The sequence below is a fragment of the Brevibacterium zhoupengii genome (genome assembly GCF_021117425.1).
GTDB classification, from domain to species: Bacteria; Actinomycetota; Actinomycetes; order Actinomycetales; family Brevibacteriaceae; genus Brevibacterium; species Brevibacterium zhoupengii.
In genome coordinates, this window is record NZ_CP088298.1 from 586571 (window position 1) to 602616 (window position 16046).

A 16046-nucleotide genomic window follows, 5' to 3' on the forward strand; every position below is an offset into this window, starting at 1 on the left:
GTATTCCAACTGGTTATCACGATGGATCGTTGTCGATCCATCTCGACAGTGAAACCCAGAGCCCTAGTATTTCAAGGGGGAAAGCTGGCAGTTGCGGGCTCTGGGGGCTATGGCGTCATCCGAAATCAAATCTATTCGGCGCCATGTTTGCTTTAAAGACGCAGTATCAAAGGTTTAGTTCGGCGAATTTTGTCGAGACGGCGGTCCGCGACTCGCAACGCGGAAGAACGCTGATCCGACAAGCTTCGACTCCAACGAAGGAATCGGGAGCATGGATATTCAATCGACTTCAGTCCCCAGTACGGCCAATGACGGTCATCACTCAGGCGGAGACTTCAAACGCGATATGGGATTCTGGGGCAACCTCGCCCTTGGATTCACCTATCTTTCGCCGGTCGTGGGCGTCTACGCCACGTTCGCGGCCTCTATGGCGCTGGCAGGGCCTCCGGCCTTCTGGATGCTGATCATCGCCGGCGCCGGTCAGCTGCTCGTGGCCACAGTCTTCGGCGAAGTGGTCTCGCAGTACCCGATCGCAGGCGGCATCTATCCGTGGAACAAACACCTTTGGGGCAAGAAGTGGGGGTGGATGAGCGGTTGGATCTACATGATCGCCATCAACGTCACCATCGCCTCGGTAGCCTATGGTGCGGGTCCGTTCCTGGGAGCTCTGCTGGGCATCGAGATGTCACCCATCGCCAATGTGCTTCTGGCGCTGCTGATCATCTTCCTTGCCACCATTGCCAACCTGTGCGGAACCAAATTCCTCGCCAATGTCGCATTCGTCGGCTTCGTCGTGGAGATCATCGCATCGGCTGCCATCGGTGTCTGGCTCCTCCTCACGGTGCGCAAGCATGATCTCTCCGTGCTGTTCCAGGACTTCCGCCCGAGCGACATGCAGGATCAGACCCCGTTCGTCGTCGCCTTCGTCGGCGCGGCGATTATGGGAATCTACCTCTACTACGGCTTCGAAGCCAACGGCGACGTCGCCGAGGAGGTCCGCAATCCCGGTCGGGTCATTCCCAAAGCCATGCGGATGACGATCTACGTGGGCGGTCTCGCCTCGATGTTCATCGCACTAGGGCTGATTCTGGCAGTCGGCAGCTTTGAGGACATCATCAACGGGACGATCCCCGATCCGATCACGACGATCTTCATGGAGGCGTTCGGGCCAGTCGGCTTCAAGCTCGTCATGGCGATTGTCCTCATCTCGTTCCTGTCGTGCACGATCTCTCTGCAGGCTGCGGCCTCGCGCCTGATGTACTCGATGGGTCGCGATGATCAGCTGCCGTTCTCGAAGTTCCTGCGCAAGTTCAGCCCGACCCGTGCGGTGCCTCCTTACGCCCTCATCGTGGCCGGTGCCATCCCCTCAGCCGTCATTCTCATCTCCCTGCTGAGCGAGAACGCACTGCTGGCGATCATCTCCTTCGCTTCCTTCGGGATCTATCTGGCATTCTCGTCGGTGGTCTTCGCCTCGCTGAGAGCTCGCATGAAGGGTTGGAAGCCCAGCGGAGAGTTCACCATGGGCAAATGGGGTTGGCTGATATCGATCTCAGCCTTCGTCTACCAGGTCTTTGCGATGGTCATCGTCGTCTGGCCGGTGGCCGGAGTGCCCTGGTACGACGCCTGGATCGTGGGCCTCATGACGCTGGGAGTGGTCCTGGTCGGAGCGCTCTATCTGTTCGGCGCTCATCCGGAGCGTCGGAGCGGAATCAGGGGCGCAGCCGGAGACGCTGTGCAGTCGGCGGTACCAAGTCATGAGCCTCGACTATAGGGGCCTGAGCCAGAGACGAACTGAGCCCCCATGTCACCGGCAGCAGCCGATGACATGGGGGCTTCTCGTTATGTGGGAGGCTGCCTGCTGTGATGCTGAATCAGCTGAGCTGAGGGTCCGGGTAGACGAGACTGAGGTCGACATTGTCGACGGCGATCGGAATTCGGGAATACCCCGGAGGCATTACTGCGATGCGCACTCCGGTGCTCAGCTGCGCTGAGTTGCCGACGAGAACCTGATTGTGGCGACTGAGCACTGCACACCCGGAGATGGGTGAGAGGATCCGCAGAAGCTCTGCCTCGACGTCATTCATGAGGATATCGATGCCGGCGACCCCGACCTTGACTCCGTCGACGGAGCAGGGCACAGCCATTGTCAACAGGTAGTCGTCGACGCCCAGGTGGTCGATGTAGGGTCCGGCCACGGTGCGGGTGCCGGCATGGAAGGCGCCTTTGAACCATTCGAGGTACTCATAGTCATAGAACCGATCGGAGTCGGGATCGAGGATGAAATCGCGACGATTGATCTTCTCTTCATCCCGCACCCACCACTCGATTCTGGCGGTTTCCGGTTTGAGCTGCGAGAGCTGGAAGATGAGGCCGGCGCCGTCGAGTCCCGGATGCTCTTCGAGGAAGTCGGCGACGTCTTTGCCGAGGGCTCTGCGGGTCTTCGAACTCACTTCATGAGGTGGATCGCCTGCGAAGTCTGAGACGAGCCGCGGGCTGAGGGATGATTCCAGGCGCTCGAGATCGACGAGGAGGTCTTCGACCCAGGCTGCCAATCCGCGCGCGACTTCTTCTACCTGTGAGTGGGCCATGCCGCCCCTTCCTGTGGCTGTTTCACCGTGCCGACGCAGTGTCGGCGCCGTTCGAGTCGAGAGTGAGCTTCACATCGATGAGACTATAGACGGTCTTTCGGATGTTCGCCTCAACGGCTCGTTCCGCACGGTCGGAATCGCGATCGCTGACGGCTTCCAGGACTTCGCGATGATCGGCGATGACGTCAGAGACCTGTGCGGCTGCTCCTGCCGGAGACCATTTGAGAGCGAGGATCTCACTCTGCAGGCGCATCTCTGCCCGCAGCAGACGCGGTGACTGCGACACGATGGCCAACTGCATATTGAACCGGCTGTCGGCAGCCGAGCATTCGGCCGGGGTGCTCGCATTCTTCATGCGGGCAGCGGCATGCTCGAGTTCCGCCACAGCCTGGGTGTGAGCTCGTTGGCAGGCCAACCGGACGACGCCGGTCGATACCGCAGTGTGCTCATCGCCGTAGTCACGGTACTGGACGATGGAGAGGCTCGCGAGATAGTTCCGGATCTGCTCGTCCGTGGGGAAAGGCACCGTGACGATGAAGGTTCCGCCGCTGCGGCCACGGTGGGTCTCGACGATTCCGTTCTCTCGCAGAACCGCCAAACTCTTACGCAGGGTGGCCACCGCGACATTGAACTCCGCGGCGAGCTCGATCTCTGCAGGCAGGCGCTCTCCCACGGAGATCGATCCCAACGAGATCGCAGTGACGATCCGATCGGCCAGAGCATCGCCGTAGCCGAAAGGGCCATGGGGTCCCTGGGACGCCGGAACGAATGCAAACGAATTCGCCAACGGCCCCACCCCTCCTGACTTCACGTTTCTTCAGATCCTAGCCTCTGCCGAAATCCTAACCTGCATAGCCGTAGGTTCAGGCAGCCTCGGCGGCCTCGATGACAGTGGGCAGCCATTCCAGCGCGACATCACTGGGCAAGTCCCAGGAAGAGGCATCATGCCTGCCGTATTCACCGATTCGAGTAGCGCCGAGTTCGGTGAAACGGCGATCGAGATGTTCACTGCCCTGGCTGTAAGTCTCTTCGTAGAAGGAATCTCCGAGGCCGAACATCGCGTACTTCACACCGGTGAGGTCGCCGGAGAACGCAGTGAACTTCTCATGGAATTCGATTGCGGTATTGGGGAGTTCCCCGTCGCCGTGAGTGGAGCAGACAACGAGGTAGAAGTTCTCAGGAGTGAGACTCTCTGGTTCGAAATCCTGAAGATCGATGGCCTCGGCGGAGTGACCGTCCGCGTTGAGCTTGTCGGCGAGGTCCTGAGCGATGAGCTCCGAGTTGCCGGATTCGGTTCCATAGAGGACGACGGTATTCATTTCATCTCTTTCGTTCGATGTTCCCAGTTGTGAAGGTCTTGCGCTCGGCTGCGCCGTTCATGTCTTCGGTGGTACGAGTCATGCATTCTGCGGGTGTGCGGCGGCGAGCATGTCCTCGTGGTCATGGAACTTGCGCCGGATACGTGATTCGTCCGCATTCGCGAGCTCCGCAGCATCGATCCGCCCCCAGTCGGCGAAACTCACCGCTTGGTCTCTCAACGTTTGGGGGAGGGCTTCGTAGCCGCCGGCGGACTTCAACGGAGAGTCAGCCGAGTCGACGTCGGTTGACTCGAAATCAGCGATGATCTCCTTGGCGACCTGATGGGCATCGGAGCGGTTCGCAGGAATTGCGCCCACCGGTCCGCGTTTGAGCCATCCCGAGCGGTAGAGTCCGGGGCCGACGCGGCCGAGGTCGTCCGAAGGGGCGAAATCGTACTCCTCGGCATAATGCCAATGCCCCGGAGCGTTGACGTCGAAACCGATCGCAGAGATGACTGTGTTCGCAGGAATCACGCTCGCCTCTCCGGCCGGTGCGGCAGACAGATGGACGGTCTCCACATGTTGGGTGCCGCCGATCCGCGAAGGAGTGGCACCGAAGACGAAGTGAACGTGTGCGCGTGCGTCCTCGACCTCATGCGAGGTGAGGTCTGCGAAGGCGGCCTCGCGCTTGCGTCCGAGGGTGTTGTCCTCGGTGGCAGGGCTCGAGTTCGCAACGGTGATGCGGACTCCCGGTATCTTGCCCAACTCTCGGATCATCGCCACATCAGCCTTCGCCGAGGCGATGGGGGATCGGCTGAGGACGGTGACGTGCGTGGCTGGTGAGTCGAGGTAGGAATCGAGAGCTTCCGGGCTCACATCGCTGTCCGCGTAGTCCGCGGCAGTCTTGATGAGGAAGCGCACCATGTCGAGGGCGACATTGCCCGCACCGACGACGACGACCTTCTGGCCGATTGCAGGCATCGGGATATTGGGTCGCGGCACGGTGTTGAGCGCGTTGACGATGTCTCCGGAGACGAGCACTCCGTCGAGATGGGCTCCCGGAACCGTCAGCGTCCGATCGCGCCAGCGTCCAGTGGCCAGAACGACGATGTCGAACTCGGCACGGATAGAAGCGAGGTCGATGTCGGTGCCGACTTCGACATTGCCGGCGAATCTGAAGTCACCGGAAGAGAAGTTGCGGTCGAACTGTCGAGTCACGGCCTTCGTATGCTGATGGTCCGCCGCGACGCCGTACCTGATGAGACCGTAGGGAGCGGCGAGGCGATCGAAAATAGTGATCTCTGCATCTTTCCAGTGACGGCGCAGAGCCTGCGCCGTGAAGCAGCCGGCAGGACCGCTGCCGATGATCGCAATATGTCTGGGTGTCTGAGCATTCATGGTTCGACCTCCATCTGTCGACGAATTCTCCGTTGAACTCCGAGCCGAGGCCCGCCGGTCGCAATGATCGCCGAGGAGCTGTCAGCCTCACGACCATAACATTTGTTTCTCAATCATTGCGGATCGGGGAGACTTCGGCAAGTGCTGCTCCGAGAATCCCGCTTTCTTGCTCATCGACCAGATAAGTTACCGGCAGGGAGGGGCTTGCGTGCCATGAGTCACATATGGTTTGATTCATGCAGAAGTGAATGTTTGATTCACTGTAAGCGTTGATCAAAGACGATTGGCTGGAGAGTGACGCTGATGAGCACAACCATCGACACGACCGAACTTCCCTATCTCGACATCGCTGCGCCGGGCTTCGCCATGGCGTCAGAAGAGGTTCGCGATGCCCGCGAGCGATCCTGGATCGCCCGGACCAACTACGGATACGCCGTCCTGAGATACGACGAGGTTGCGGCACTGCTGAAGAACCAGAGCCTTTCCCAAGGCAGCGCCCGTTGGCCAGACCACCATGGAGTTCACTCCGGAGCGTTCCACGAATGGTGGCGGAAGAACCTCTTGGTGCTCGAGTCCGATGAGCACCATCGGATCAGGCGGCTGCTCAACCCGGCGTTCTCCCCGTCGATGGCGCGCAAGCTCGAGCCCGAGTTCGCAGAGATCGCCACCGAGCTCATCGATTCCTTCGCGGACAACGGGGAATGCGATTTCGTGCGCGATTTCGCCGAACCCTTCGCCACCCGCGCTCTGTGCGCCATGATGGGTCTCGACCACAAGAACTGGCCTTTCATCGCCTCCCGCGCCAACACCGTCGGCTATGCGCTGTCGGTATCGATCAAGGAGAAGATCGACGAGGTCGACGAAGCGGTCCGCGAACTCTACGAATTCGTCGAAGGCCTCATCGAGGAACGACGGGCAGATCCAGGCCAGGACGTCGTCTCCCGTCTGGTTCATTTCAGTGAGTCCGGGGACAAGCTCGACGCCGAGGAACTGCGCAATGCGCTGGTGCTGATGCTCTTCGGCGGCATGGACACGACTCGCAATCAACTCGGCCTCGCAATCCAGACCTTCATCCGAAACCCGGAGCAGTGGGAGATCCTCGCGCAGCGCCCGGAACTGGCGAAGCCGGCTCTCGAAGAAGTGCTGCGAGTCAATCCCACGACTCGCTGGGTGACACGTGAGGTCATCGAGGACTTCGAACTGGGCGGAATCGAGTTCACCGCCGGCACCACGGTGCACCTGTTCACCCACACCTCAGGCTCGGACGAGCGTGCCTTCCCGAACCCCGAAGTCGATATCACCCTCGAAGATCGCAAACCGCACTTCACGTTCGGCGGCGGCATCCACCACTGCCTCGGTCACTACATTGCGCGGGCAGACATGAGCCAAGCTCTGCCGATTCTCGCCTCCCGCATCACGAATCTCAACTGCCCGGGCGGTGACACCTGGCTGCCGGACTCCGGAAACACCGGCCCGATCAGTCTGCCGTTGACGTTCGAAGCCCGCGGCTGACACCGAGGGCGGACACCGACTGTTGATACCCGCAACAGAATTTTCATCCCACAACTGAGACCGCATCACTTCCGGGTGCTCCCGGATCGACCGTTCGGCAGAGCTGCCGAACCGCGAACAGAGGAAAATGAACAATGACGATCACTGACCCGCTCACCGCCCAGACTGCTCAGGAGGATCCCGCCGTCGAAGCGATTCGCCGCCGGACCGCCTCCCACGGGACCAACCTCGCCGAGGTGTTCCGCTCCCGCATCGCTTCAGAGCTCGACGACAACAGCGCCCTCGACCGTCACCGGGAAGCGAACACCGACAACGACACTGTTGAGGCGCTCAAAGAGAAGATCGAGCGCTCGGGCGTCGAATACATGTACTACATGGTGCCCACCCTGCGTTCGCGCACCGTGGCCAAAGTGGTCCCGGCCAAACACTTCGTGCGTAACCTCGAGAAGGGTGTGAACTTCACCCGTAACGCGCTCATGGACTTCCAGAACGATGTCCACGGCAACCCCATCGGTGCGAACATCAACTCGAAGGAGTTCGTGGCGATGCCAGAGGCCGATTCCTTCAACCCGTTGCCCTGGGACGGGGAAGTCGGACGGATCTTCTGCTCGACCTACGAGCCGGACCACCTCGGTGACATTGCGGGACGACCAAATGTCCACGACTCACGTGCGCACATGAAGCGGACGCATTCGCTGCTCAAGGACGTCTTCGGGCTGACGATGAAGTCCGGCACGGAGCCCGAAATGGTCTGGGTCGGCGAATCCATCACGCCCAAGACCATCCCCGGCTACAACCCTGCCTACCAGGTGGAATACCTCGAAGGCATGCGCCCGATCTACAAGCGTATCCATGAATACGCCGATGCACTCGGGTTCGACATGATCGAAGGCGACTATGAGGACCGGGGGCAGATCGAGCTCAACTGGAACTTCGACGACATCGAGAACACCACTGACCGCCTGGTTACCTACCGTCAGATCTGCTCCCAGGTTGCTCGGGAGTTCGATGTCGAAGCCTCCTTCATGCCCAAGCCCTTCATCGGTGAGATGGGCGCCGGCTGCCACCACAACATCTCGCTGTGGGACGAAGCCGGAGTCAACACCTTCGAAGATGAAGGCGTCAAGGAACTGCACCTGTCCCAGTTGGGACGCTGGGCAGTGGGCGGCATCATCAAGAACTCCCCGGCGATGATGCTCATCTTCGCCTCGACCGTGAATTCCTACAAGCGGTTCTGGGATCCGGGTCAGTTCGCCCCGGCTCGCGCCGACTGGGGTCTGGACGACCGTGCCTCGATGATCCGGATCTCCTCGAACGGACGCGCCGAGGTGCGTGTCCCCGATGCTTCCGTCAACCCCTACCTGTCCCATGCCCTGCTCACTGCGGCTGTCGCCGACGGAATCGGCAATCAGGTCGAGCCGCCGGAAGCCGGCAGCCAAGGCATCGAACTGCCGCGCACCCTCGGTGAAGCCGTCGAGGCCTTCCGCCATGACCAGTTCGTCCGGACAGCACTGCCTCCTGCACTTGCCGACACCTTCTTGGAGATGAAGGAGAACGAATGGGCACAGTACTGCGGTGTGCTCACCCAGTGGGAGTTCGACCAGTACTGGCAGGCAATCCCATGACCGGCACGAACATCCGCTTCGCCTGCATCGACTCGGAGGCCGCACCGCTGTTTGATAAGTCGAAGGACGGCGGCATCACCCGCACCGGGTACGAACCCGAAGCTGCGCAGCTCGTCGCCGAGGTGCTCGGCCGTGAGCTCGAGTGGGTCATCGTGCCCTGGGACGACATGATTCCGGCTGTGATCCGTGGCGACGCCGATGCCGTGTGGTGCGGGCAGGGCATCATCCCCTCTCGGCAGGCTCAGGTGGACTTCACCCGCCCGTACGCGGTCTTCAACGAATCGGTGCTCGTCCGCGCCGGTGATCGGGCCACCGCACCGGACCACCTCGGCGGGTACAAGGTCGCAGCCATCGAGGGCAGTGCCAACATGGTGTTGGCAGAGACGTTCCCCGGTGCGCAGCTCGTGCCCTTCGGCCCCACGGACGATGTCTTCGCCGATATGATCCAGGCGGTCCGTGATGGCACCGTCGACGCAATGGTCGACGATGATGTCGTCACAGTTCCGCTCGGTGATGAACCCGAGTTCGATCTGGCCTTCACGGCACAGACCCGAAACCCGTGGGGAGTGGGAGTGGCAAAGGACAACGCCCCGATGCTTGAGCTCCTCGACACCGCCTTGGCGCAGGTCATCGCCGATGGTCGCCTCGCCGAGGTGTGGGCGCGGTGGATGCCGCACCTGCCCTTCCCAGCCGACACTCTGTCTGCAGGACGACCCTCATGACCGCTGCCTCAGATACGGCTTCATCGCGGCCGCTCATCGCCGTCCCCGCCATGTCGTCCGGGCAGGTGCGGGGATTGCGGCATTCGGGCAGTGTTGTCGCCGATGCTGTGCTCAGGTCGATCTCCGCTGCTGGCGGGGAACCGGTCATCGTGCCGCCGGTGATCGACAGCGGCCTGTACTCCCGTGTCGACGGCATCGTCCTGCCCGGAGGATCGGACATCGATCCGAAGCGCTATGGGCAAGAGCCTGACGAGTCCTACGCAGGGACGGACCTGCCGTCTCAGGATGACGCTGACGCTGCGGCCATCGCCGCGGCTGAGAACCTCGGCATCCCCGCTCTCTTCATCTGCCGGGGACTGCAGCTGTGGAATGTGGAGCGCGGCGGGACCCTGTTCCAGCATTGGCCAGCTGGTGACGTCGACCATGTCGGCCAAATCCACCCGGTCAGCGTCGAAGCGAGTTCGCTCTTGGCCCAGGCCCTGGATACAAGCGAGAACGTCACTGTGTCGAGTTATCACCACCAGGCCATCGACGAACTCGGTCGGGGACTGCGCGTGACCTCGCGCGGAACCGATGGCTGTGTCGAAGCCGTCGAAGATGACGACCACACGATCCTTGCGGTGCAGTGGCACCCCGAAGACCGCGCGGAATCAGAGCCCGTGGACCGGGCACTGTTCGAATGGATCGTCACCCAGGCGGAAGAACACCGCCAGAAGCGCAGCTGAACAACCGACACTGATCTCGTGCGGCCAGCGCGCAGCCGAACAACCACAGCCAACGAAAGCGAATCGCAGTGACCGTGCATGACCTTGTTCCAGCAGACGTGCTCACAACATCTCCCACCGCCGAGGCGGATGTTGAGATCGCAGTGATCGTGGGGTTGAATATGCCCGGGCAGACCGAGGGCTCGATCTCACTGCAGAAAGATCTGACGATCACTGCCGTCGATTCGATCCACGAGCTCGGCGGAAAGGCCGTCATTCACGATGTGAGCGATGGCGGTGAACCGGACTATGAGGCGATCGCAGCCGCTGACGGAATCCTCGTTCTCGGTGGGGGAGACGTCGACGCGACGATCTACGGCCACACCGAGGTCGTCCCCAACGAGTACGGCAAGGACCGGCGAGCCGATGAGCGTGAGCTTAAGATCATTGCTCGCGGGATCGGTGAGGATTCGATCATGCTGCACCTGTGTCGTGGATCCCAGCTGCTCAATGTGGCTTGTGGTGGCACATTGATTCCCGATCTCGACCCGTACCACTTGCACAAAGGCGCCCCAGGGGAGCCGCTCTTCCTCGACGAAGTGGTGCAACTTGAACCAGGGCATATCATCCACGACCTCTATCAGGTTGAGCAGTTCACCGTCCGCAACGGGCATCATCAGGCAGTCGGTCGGGTCGGCACTGGTCTGTCCGTGGCCGCGCGGGCTGCTGACGGAATCGTCGAAGCAACACAACGCGTGGACAACACCTGGATCCTCGGGGTGCAATGGCACCCGGAAGAAGCTGGGGCGAGCAAGACCGACAGAGACGTCCTCTTTGCGGCCTTTCTCGAGAGAGCGCGGACCCGGACCCGCTCCCGGGGACCGGCGATCGCGCAGAACTGACTCCGCTGCGACTCCGAACCGACCCAGAACTGCCCCCGAACAGACCCCGCGCCCACCCCGCACTGGCCCCTTCCTGACCCCGCGCTGAAACCCCGGCCGCAGACGACCTCCGTTGTGGACTTGACTGCCAAAAAGCGATGGGTAAGGTTGCTTGCATGAGCGTATTCTCGCGGGTGAGACGCTGCTTCAGGACGTCATTCGACGTGCCCTGCCCGGGTCTCGAGCACCCGGTGTGACAGGCAGCCTCCGCATCACCTTTGCGAATTGATACATACCTTTCGAGTGCACCGGGGGAAAAGTGTTTCTCAGTTTGTATGAGCAAGAACGTCTGATGATCTACACGGCCGGAAAATTGGCCTTGGAGCGCAAAGACCGCGGCCTCAAACTCAACCTGCCCGAAGCGACAGCCATCATCACCTCCTATCTCTTGGAAGGTGCAAGGGACGGCAAGAGTGTTGCTGACCTGATGGAATCGGGCCGACACGTGCTCAGCAGAGATGACGTCATGGAAGGGGTACCGGAAATGCTCACTCAGGTTCAGGTCGAGGCGACCTTCGCCGATGGGACCAAGCTTGTGACCGTGACAGGACCGCTCCAATGATGAGCAACGAACACGGACCGGCGGGAACGGGACCCGACGACGAGAAGCAGGGCGCGAACCCGTTCGAGAACGAAGAGCTCCAGCCCGAGCATCGCGACATCGACGCCGAGCATCCCAGCGATGATCCGGGCCGCGACTACGACGACGTCGCACCGACAGTGGTCCAAGAACCGGGCATCGACGAGCGTGAACGACATCCTTCCTCGGGACCCAGCGGCCCCAGCGAACCCCGACGCCCCGGATCGGGTTCAAGGCAGGGTCCACGTGAGGAGTCCGCAGCACCGGTCACGGCCGCGGACAAGGTCATCCCCGGACAGATCTTCCTCCGCGACGAGCCCGTCGAGATCAATGTCGGTCTGGCCGTGACGACCCTGCGCGTCGCCAATGTCTCCGACCGACCGATCCAGGTCGGGTCGCACTTCCACTTCGCCGAGGTCAATCCCGGATTGGAATTCGACCGCGAACGGTCCTGGGGCAAGAGGCTGAATGTGCTCTCCGGTGGCGCGATGCGCTTCGAACCGGGAGCCGATGAGGAAGTCGAACTCGTTCCCATTCAGGGCGCCCGTATTGCCCTGGGGTTCCGAGGAGAGTGCAGAGGAGAGTTGGATGGTTGACATATCGAGGTCCGAATACGTGGCATCGTTCGGCCCCACCGTCGGTGACCGAGTCCGACTGGCCGACACGGACATCGTCATCGAGATCGACAAGGACTACTGCGTCGGCGGCAACGAAGTCGTCTTCGGCGGCGGCAAATCCGCCCGGGAATCCATGGCCCAATCATCACGGACCCGCGCCGAAGGCACCCCCGACCTCGTCATCACCGGCGTGATCATCCTCGACCACTGGGGAGTCATCAAAGCCGACGTGGGCATCCGCGACGGCAGATTCGTCGGCATCGGACGCTCCGGCAACCCCGACACCATGAACGGAGTCGACCCCAACCTGGTCATCGGTCCGAACACGGAGATCGCCAGCGGCAACGGACTCATCATGACCGCCGGCACCGTTGACACCCACGTCCACTATGTCGGACCCGATATGTTCCAGGTCGGCCTCATGGCCGGAACCACGACAATGGTCGGCGGCGGAACGGGGCCAACCGAAGGCTCGAAGGCCACACTGGCAACCCCCGGCCCCTGGTGGTTGGCTCGCATGTTCGAGAGCATGGACCCCTGGCCGGTCAACGTCCTCTTCCTGGGACGCGGCAACACCATGAACGACGAAGCACTGCTCGAACAGGTGCGCGGTGGTGCCGGTGGCTTCAAGATCCACGAGGACTGGGGTGCAACCCCGGCCGTCATCGACAACGCCCTGCGCGTGGCCGATGACACCGGAGTCCAGGTCGCCATCCACTCCGACACCCTCAACGAGGCTGGCTTCGTCGAAGACATGCTCGCCGCAGTCAAGGGGCGCACCTTCCACGCCTTCCACACCGAGGGCGCAGGCGGCGGCCACGCACCCGACATCATCACGATCGCCTCGGAGCTCAACGTCCTCCCGGCCTCGACGAACCCGACCAGGCCGTTCACGACCAATACCGTCGATGAACACCTCGACATGGTCATGGTCGCCCACCACCTCAACCCGCAGGTGCCCAATGACCTCGCGTTCGCCGAGAGCCGGGTGCGGGCGGGAACCATTGCCGCCGAGGATGTTCTCCAGGACATGGGGGCGCTGTCGATCATGTCCTCCGACGCCCAAGCCATGGGCCGCATCGGTGAGGTCGCAATGCGCACCTGGCAGACCGCTCACCAGATGAAACGCCTGCGTGGACCGTTGGCAGGCGATGATCGGGCCGATAACAACCGCGCCATGCGCTACGTCGCGAAGTACACGATCAACCCGGCCATCGCCCACGGCATCGACGCCCACGTCGGCTCGATCGAGGTCGGCAAACTTGCCGACTTCGTGCTCTGGCAGCCTTCGATGTTCGCAGTCCGCCCGCACACCGTGTTCAAGGGCGGCATGGCGGCGGTGGCGGCCTTGGGTGATCCGAACGCCTCGATCCCGACCCCGCAGCCGGTATCGGAGCGGATGGGCTTCAACTTCCGATCCTCCGCGGCCGCTGCGACGAGCCTGGCGTTCGTGTCCGAACATGCGATCGCCGACGGCATCGCGGACAAGGTCAACGTCGACAGGCCCTTCGTGCCGATCACCTCGACGCGTGGAATCACGAAGGACGACATGATCCACAATTCGGCACGTCCGAAGATCGAGGTCGACTCCGACACCTACGCGGTGACCATCGATGACGAGCTCATCGAACACGAACCCGCGAAGTTCGTGCCCATGGCCCAACGCTATTTCCTGTTCTGAGAACAGGGATGACACGAAACACCTCACGCGCGACCCTCCTGATGCTCGGCGACGGGCGACTTCCCTCAGGCGGGTACGCGCACTCCGGCGGACTCGAACAGGCCATCCGCCAAGGATGGGTCACCGACGTGACCGACCTGAAGGACTTCCTGCGCGGACGCCTGCACACGACCGGACTGATGAACGCCGCCTTCGCGGTCTCGGCCCGGCACATCCTCGGTGACCACCATTCTCTCGCCGAGGTGGGGGACCGACTCACTATTCTCGACGCGGAGCTCTGCGCCCGCACACCTGCCCCCGCCCTGCGGAAGACAGGGGAATGGTTGGGGACGCTGATGCTGCGGTCGATGCAGCGGATCCATCCGCACCCGCTGCTGGAGAACCTGCCGAAGGGACTGCAGCAGCCACTCGTCTACGGGGCAGTCGGTCAAGCCCTCGGGGTGGGGGCTGCGGAGACCGCGGCAGTCGTACTCCACGAAGCGGTCACCGGACCGGCCACCGCCGCGGTCAAGCTCATGAGCATCGACCCTTTCCAGGCCCACGGCGCGATCCTGTCCCTGGGTGAAGAACTCGACGTCGCCGCCGAGGCAGCCGCGGCCTACGAACTCACTCCGGCCCGGGACCTGCCGGCACTGAGTTCGCCCCTGTCAGATTTCGCCGCCGAGATGCATGTGAAGGATCATGTTCGACTATTCGCATCCTGAGAGCAGGATCTCCGACACCGCTGCGACTGCCGACGTGAAATCCAATGGCCCCAGCGGAATGACGTGTCGGGCGTCCGTGGCGACCGAACTGAGCGAGCCCGGCCAGCCGGGGACACGCGTCTCGGGTCTGCGCGCGCAAGCTCCACTGGTGCCCCGACCCACCGGTGCCAGCGGCCACGAACCCTTCATCGATCGTGATCCGAACGCCGCCCGCATCGCGCTGACCTCGGGAGCCGCCGGGCCGCTCGGCGGCGACCACTACCGTTTCGACGTCAGCGTCGGCGACGGGTCGAGCCTGCTCATCAGGGAAGTCTCGGCCACGCTCGTGCTGCCCGGCGTGCACGGGCACCCCTCGCTGTTGGAATCGCACGCCCAGGTCGGCGAGGCCGCGACCCTGGTGTGGGTGCCCGAACCGGTGATCGCCGCGAAGGGATGCCGACACTCACACACCGTCGACATCGACCTCGCCGCCGACGCTCGACTCTTCTACCGCGAAGAACTCGTCCTCGGCCGTCACGGCGAAGACCCCGGAGACCTCAGCTCCGCCCTCAACGTCCGCCGAGGTGGTGCCCCGTTGAGCATCCAACGCTTCGACCTGGGCCCGAACAGTCCCGGCTTCGACTCACCCGCCGTGGCCGGTCGGGGTCTGGGAGTCGGATCCATCGTCATCGTCGACCCCGACGGCGGCCTGCCGAACGAGACCGTGGTCATCGACCCGCAGACAGTGATCCTGCCCGTCGACGACACCTGCGTACAGATCACCGCGGTGGGAGCCGATGCTCTAGCGCTGCGCAAACGCCTCGACGCGGCACTGACGCACATCGGCGAACCCTGGGGCCGCGAACAGACCTGGTCGGCCGTGCCACGCTGACCACCACAATCCACCTGACCACCACAACTCACAAAAACCACCACGAAGAGAAGGAGAGACAATGAGCAACGGAAAACGCGCACTTCGCTTGGGCATCGCCGGACCAGTCGGTACCGGCAAGAGCTCCTCGATCGCCAACATCTGCACCGCACTCGCGCAGGAGTTCCGCATCGGCGTCATCACCAACGACATCTACACCGACGAGGACGCCCGCTTCCTCAAGGCAGCCGGAGTCCTGCCCGATGAGCGCATCCGCGCCGTCGAGACTGGAGCCTGCCCGCACACCGCGATCCGCGACGATGTGAGCATGAACCTGCTGGCCGTCGAGGCTCTCGAAGAGGACTTCGATCCGCTCGACATCGTGCTCGTCGAATCAGGCGGCGACAACCTCACCGCGACATTCTCCCCGGCCCTCGTCGATGCCCAGATCTTCGTCCTCGACGTTGCCGGAGGCGGCGACGTCGCACGCAAGGGAGGACCGGGAATCGGCCGGGCCGACCTGCTCATCATCAACAAGATCGACCTCGGCCAGTACGTCGATGTCGACGTCGACCTCATGATCGAGGACGCGAAGAAGGCCCGCGAAGGCGGACCCGTGCTCGGAGTCTCCCGTAAGGCCCCCGAAACCGTTCAGGCTCTGGCCGACTGGGTTCGCGAAGTCCACGCCCGCTTCGTCAAGGGCGACCACACCCCGGTCGACCCGGGCCCGATGGCACCGCACTTCCACGCCGAAGAAGACGGCGAGGGTTATATGCACACCCATGCCGAAGGCGAAGAAGCCCACCAGCACTGAACCGAGCAGATC

General features: G+C 62.5%; 16 protein-coding genes. 12 read left to right on the plus strand and 4 right to left on the minus strand.

Going from position 1 to position 16046, the window contains the following annotated elements:
* The first annotated feature begins 271 nt into the window (after positions 1 to 271).
* A complete protein-coding gene (locus tag LQ788_RS02635; RefSeq protein ID WP_231445011.1) occupies positions 272 to 1771 on the plus strand; it encodes an APC family permease in 1500 nt (499 codons plus the stop codon).
* Between the two features lie 100 nt (positions 1772 to 1871).
* On the opposite strand, the gene LQ788_RS02640 is transcribed toward LQ788_RS02635, so the two are convergent.
* The 4 genes from LQ788_RS02640 to LQ788_RS02655 form a co-directional block, all read right to left on the minus strand.
* On the minus strand, positions 1872 to 2588 hold the full coding sequence (locus LQ788_RS02640; protein ID WP_231445013.1) for a cache domain-containing protein: 717 nt from the start codon (positions 2586 to 2588) through the stop codon (positions 1872 to 1874).
* Positions 2589 to 2610: 22 nt separating this feature from the next.
* Positions 2611 to 3375, minus strand: coding sequence for a FadR/GntR family transcriptional regulator (locus LQ788_RS02645; protein ID WP_231445014.1), 765 nt, complete (start codon positions 3373 to 3375; stop codon positions 2611 to 2613).
* Positions 3376 to 3451: 76 nt separating this feature from the next.
* On the minus strand, positions 3452 to 3907 hold the full coding sequence (locus LQ788_RS02650) for a flavodoxin domain-containing protein (protein WP_231445017.1): 456 nt from the start codon (positions 3905 to 3907) through the stop codon (positions 3452 to 3454).
* A 78-nt stretch (positions 3908 to 3985) separates the two neighbouring features.
* Positions 3986 to 5284, minus strand: a complete 1299-nt coding sequence (locus LQ788_RS02655; RefSeq protein WP_231445019.1) for an FAD-dependent oxidoreductase — start codon at positions 5282 to 5284, stop codon at positions 3986 to 3988.
* A gap of 303 nt (positions 5285 to 5587) precedes the next feature.
* Here LQ788_RS02655 and LQ788_RS02660 point away from each other — a divergent pair, with 303 nt between their 5' ends.
* The 11 genes from LQ788_RS02660 (at position 5588) to ureG (ending at position 16034) form a co-directional block, all read left to right on the plus strand.
* On the plus strand, positions 5588 to 6796 hold the full coding sequence (locus LQ788_RS02660; protein WP_231445021.1) for a cytochrome P450: 1209 nt from the start codon (positions 5588 to 5590) through the stop codon (positions 6794 to 6796).
* A gap of 134 nt (positions 6797 to 6930) precedes the next feature.
* Positions 6931 to 8421, plus strand: a complete 1491-nt coding sequence (locus LQ788_RS02665; protein WP_231445023.1) for a glutamine synthetase family protein — start codon at positions 6931 to 6933, stop codon at positions 8419 to 8421.
* Complete coding sequence (locus LQ788_RS02670; RefSeq protein WP_231445025.1) at positions 8418 to 9143, plus strand: substrate-binding periplasmic protein; 726 nt, start codon at positions 8418 to 8420, stop codon at positions 9141 to 9143. Before LQ788_RS02665 ends, LQ788_RS02670 begins: the two co-directional genes overlap by 4 nt.
* Complete coding sequence (locus tag LQ788_RS02675; RefSeq protein ID WP_231445027.1) at positions 9140 to 9868, plus strand: gamma-glutamyl-gamma-aminobutyrate hydrolase family protein; 729 nt, start codon at positions 9140 to 9142, stop codon at positions 9866 to 9868. The genes LQ788_RS02670 and LQ788_RS02675 overlap by 4 nt, the downstream gene beginning before the upstream one ends.
* 98 nt (positions 9869 to 9966) lie before the next feature.
* Positions 9967 to 10749: a gamma-glutamyl-gamma-aminobutyrate hydrolase family protein gene (locus LQ788_RS02680; RefSeq protein WP_231445029.1), complete on the plus strand. Its 783-nt coding sequence runs from the start codon at positions 9967 to 9969 to the stop codon at positions 10747 to 10749.
* Positions 10750 to 11047: 298 nt separating this feature from the next.
* A complete protein-coding gene (locus tag LQ788_RS02685) occupies positions 11048 to 11350 on the plus strand; it encodes an urease subunit gamma (protein WP_262908305.1) in 303 nt (100 codons plus the stop codon).
* Positions 11347 to 11964, plus strand: coding sequence for an urease subunit beta (locus tag LQ788_RS19985; protein ID WP_231445033.1), 618 nt, complete (start codon positions 11347 to 11349; stop codon positions 11962 to 11964). The genes LQ788_RS02685 and LQ788_RS19985 overlap by 4 nt, the downstream gene beginning before the upstream one ends.
* On the plus strand, positions 11957 to 13666 hold the full coding sequence (locus LQ788_RS02695) for an urease subunit alpha (protein ID WP_231445035.1): 1710 nt from the start codon (positions 11957 to 11959) through the stop codon (positions 13664 to 13666). The genes LQ788_RS19985 and LQ788_RS02695 overlap by 8 nt, the downstream gene beginning before the upstream one ends.
* Before the next feature lie 8 nt (positions 13667 to 13674).
* Entirely contained in the window at positions 13675 to 14370 is a 696-nt protein-coding gene (locus tag LQ788_RS02700) for an urease accessory protein UreF (RefSeq protein ID WP_231445037.1), read from the plus strand.
* Positions 14348 to 15241, plus strand: a complete 894-nt coding sequence (locus LQ788_RS02705) for an urease accessory protein UreD (protein ID WP_231445039.1) — start codon at positions 14348 to 14350, stop codon at positions 15239 to 15241. The genes LQ788_RS02700 and LQ788_RS02705 overlap by 23 nt, the downstream gene beginning before the upstream one ends.
* 61 nt (positions 15242 to 15302) lie before the next feature.
* Positions 15303 to 16034 (plus strand): urease accessory protein UreG, encoded by a 732-nt coding sequence (gene ureG, locus LQ788_RS02710; RefSeq protein ID WP_231445041.1) that lies wholly within the window; start codon positions 15303 to 15305, stop codon positions 16032 to 16034.
* The last annotated feature ends 12 nt before the right edge of the window (positions 16035 to 16046 follow it).

Coding starts and splice junctions, on each gene's coding strand:
- LQ788_RS02635 (WP_231445011.1), top strand. CDS start 272: ATGGATATTCAATCGACTTCAGTCCCCAGTACGGCCAATGACGGTCAT.
- LQ788_RS02640 (WP_231445013.1), bottom strand. CDS start 2,588: ATGGCCCACTCACAGGTAGAAGAAGTCGCGCGCGGATTGGCAGCCTGG.
- LQ788_RS02650 (WP_231445017.1), bottom strand. CDS start 3,907: ATGAATACCGTCGTCCTCTATGGAACCGAATCCGGCAACTCGGAGCTC.
- LQ788_RS02655 (WP_231445019.1), bottom strand. CDS start 5,284: ATGAATGCTCAGACACCCAGACATATTGCGATCATCGGCAGCGGTCCT.
- LQ788_RS02660 (WP_231445021.1), top strand. CDS start 5,588: ATGAGCACAACCATCGACACGACCGAACTTCCCTATCTCGACATCGCT.
- LQ788_RS02665 (WP_231445023.1), top strand. CDS start 6,931: ATGACGATCACTGACCCGCTCACCGCCCAGACTGCTCAGGAGGATCCC.
- LQ788_RS02670 (WP_231445025.1), top strand. CDS start 8,418: ATGACCGGCACGAACATCCGCTTCGCCTGCATCGACTCGGAGGCCGCA.
- LQ788_RS02675 (WP_231445027.1), top strand. CDS start 9,140: ATGACCGCTGCCTCAGATACGGCTTCATCGCGGCCGCTCATCGCCGTC.
- LQ788_RS19985 (WP_231445033.1), top strand. CDS start 11,347: ATGATGAGCAACGAACACGGACCGGCGGGAACGGGACCCGACGACGAG.
- LQ788_RS02695 (WP_231445035.1), top strand. CDS start 11,957: ATGGTTGACATATCGAGGTCCGAATACGTGGCATCGTTCGGCCCCACC.
- LQ788_RS02700 (WP_231445037.1), top strand. CDS start 13,675: ATGACACGAAACACCTCACGCGCGACCCTCCTGATGCTCGGCGACGGG.
- LQ788_RS02705 (WP_231445039.1), top strand. CDS start 14,348: ATGTTCGACTATTCGCATCCTGAGAGCAGGATCTCCGACACCGCTGCG.
- ureG (WP_231445041.1), top strand. CDS start 15,303: ATGAGCAACGGAAAACGCGCACTTCGCTTGGGCATCGCCGGACCAGTC.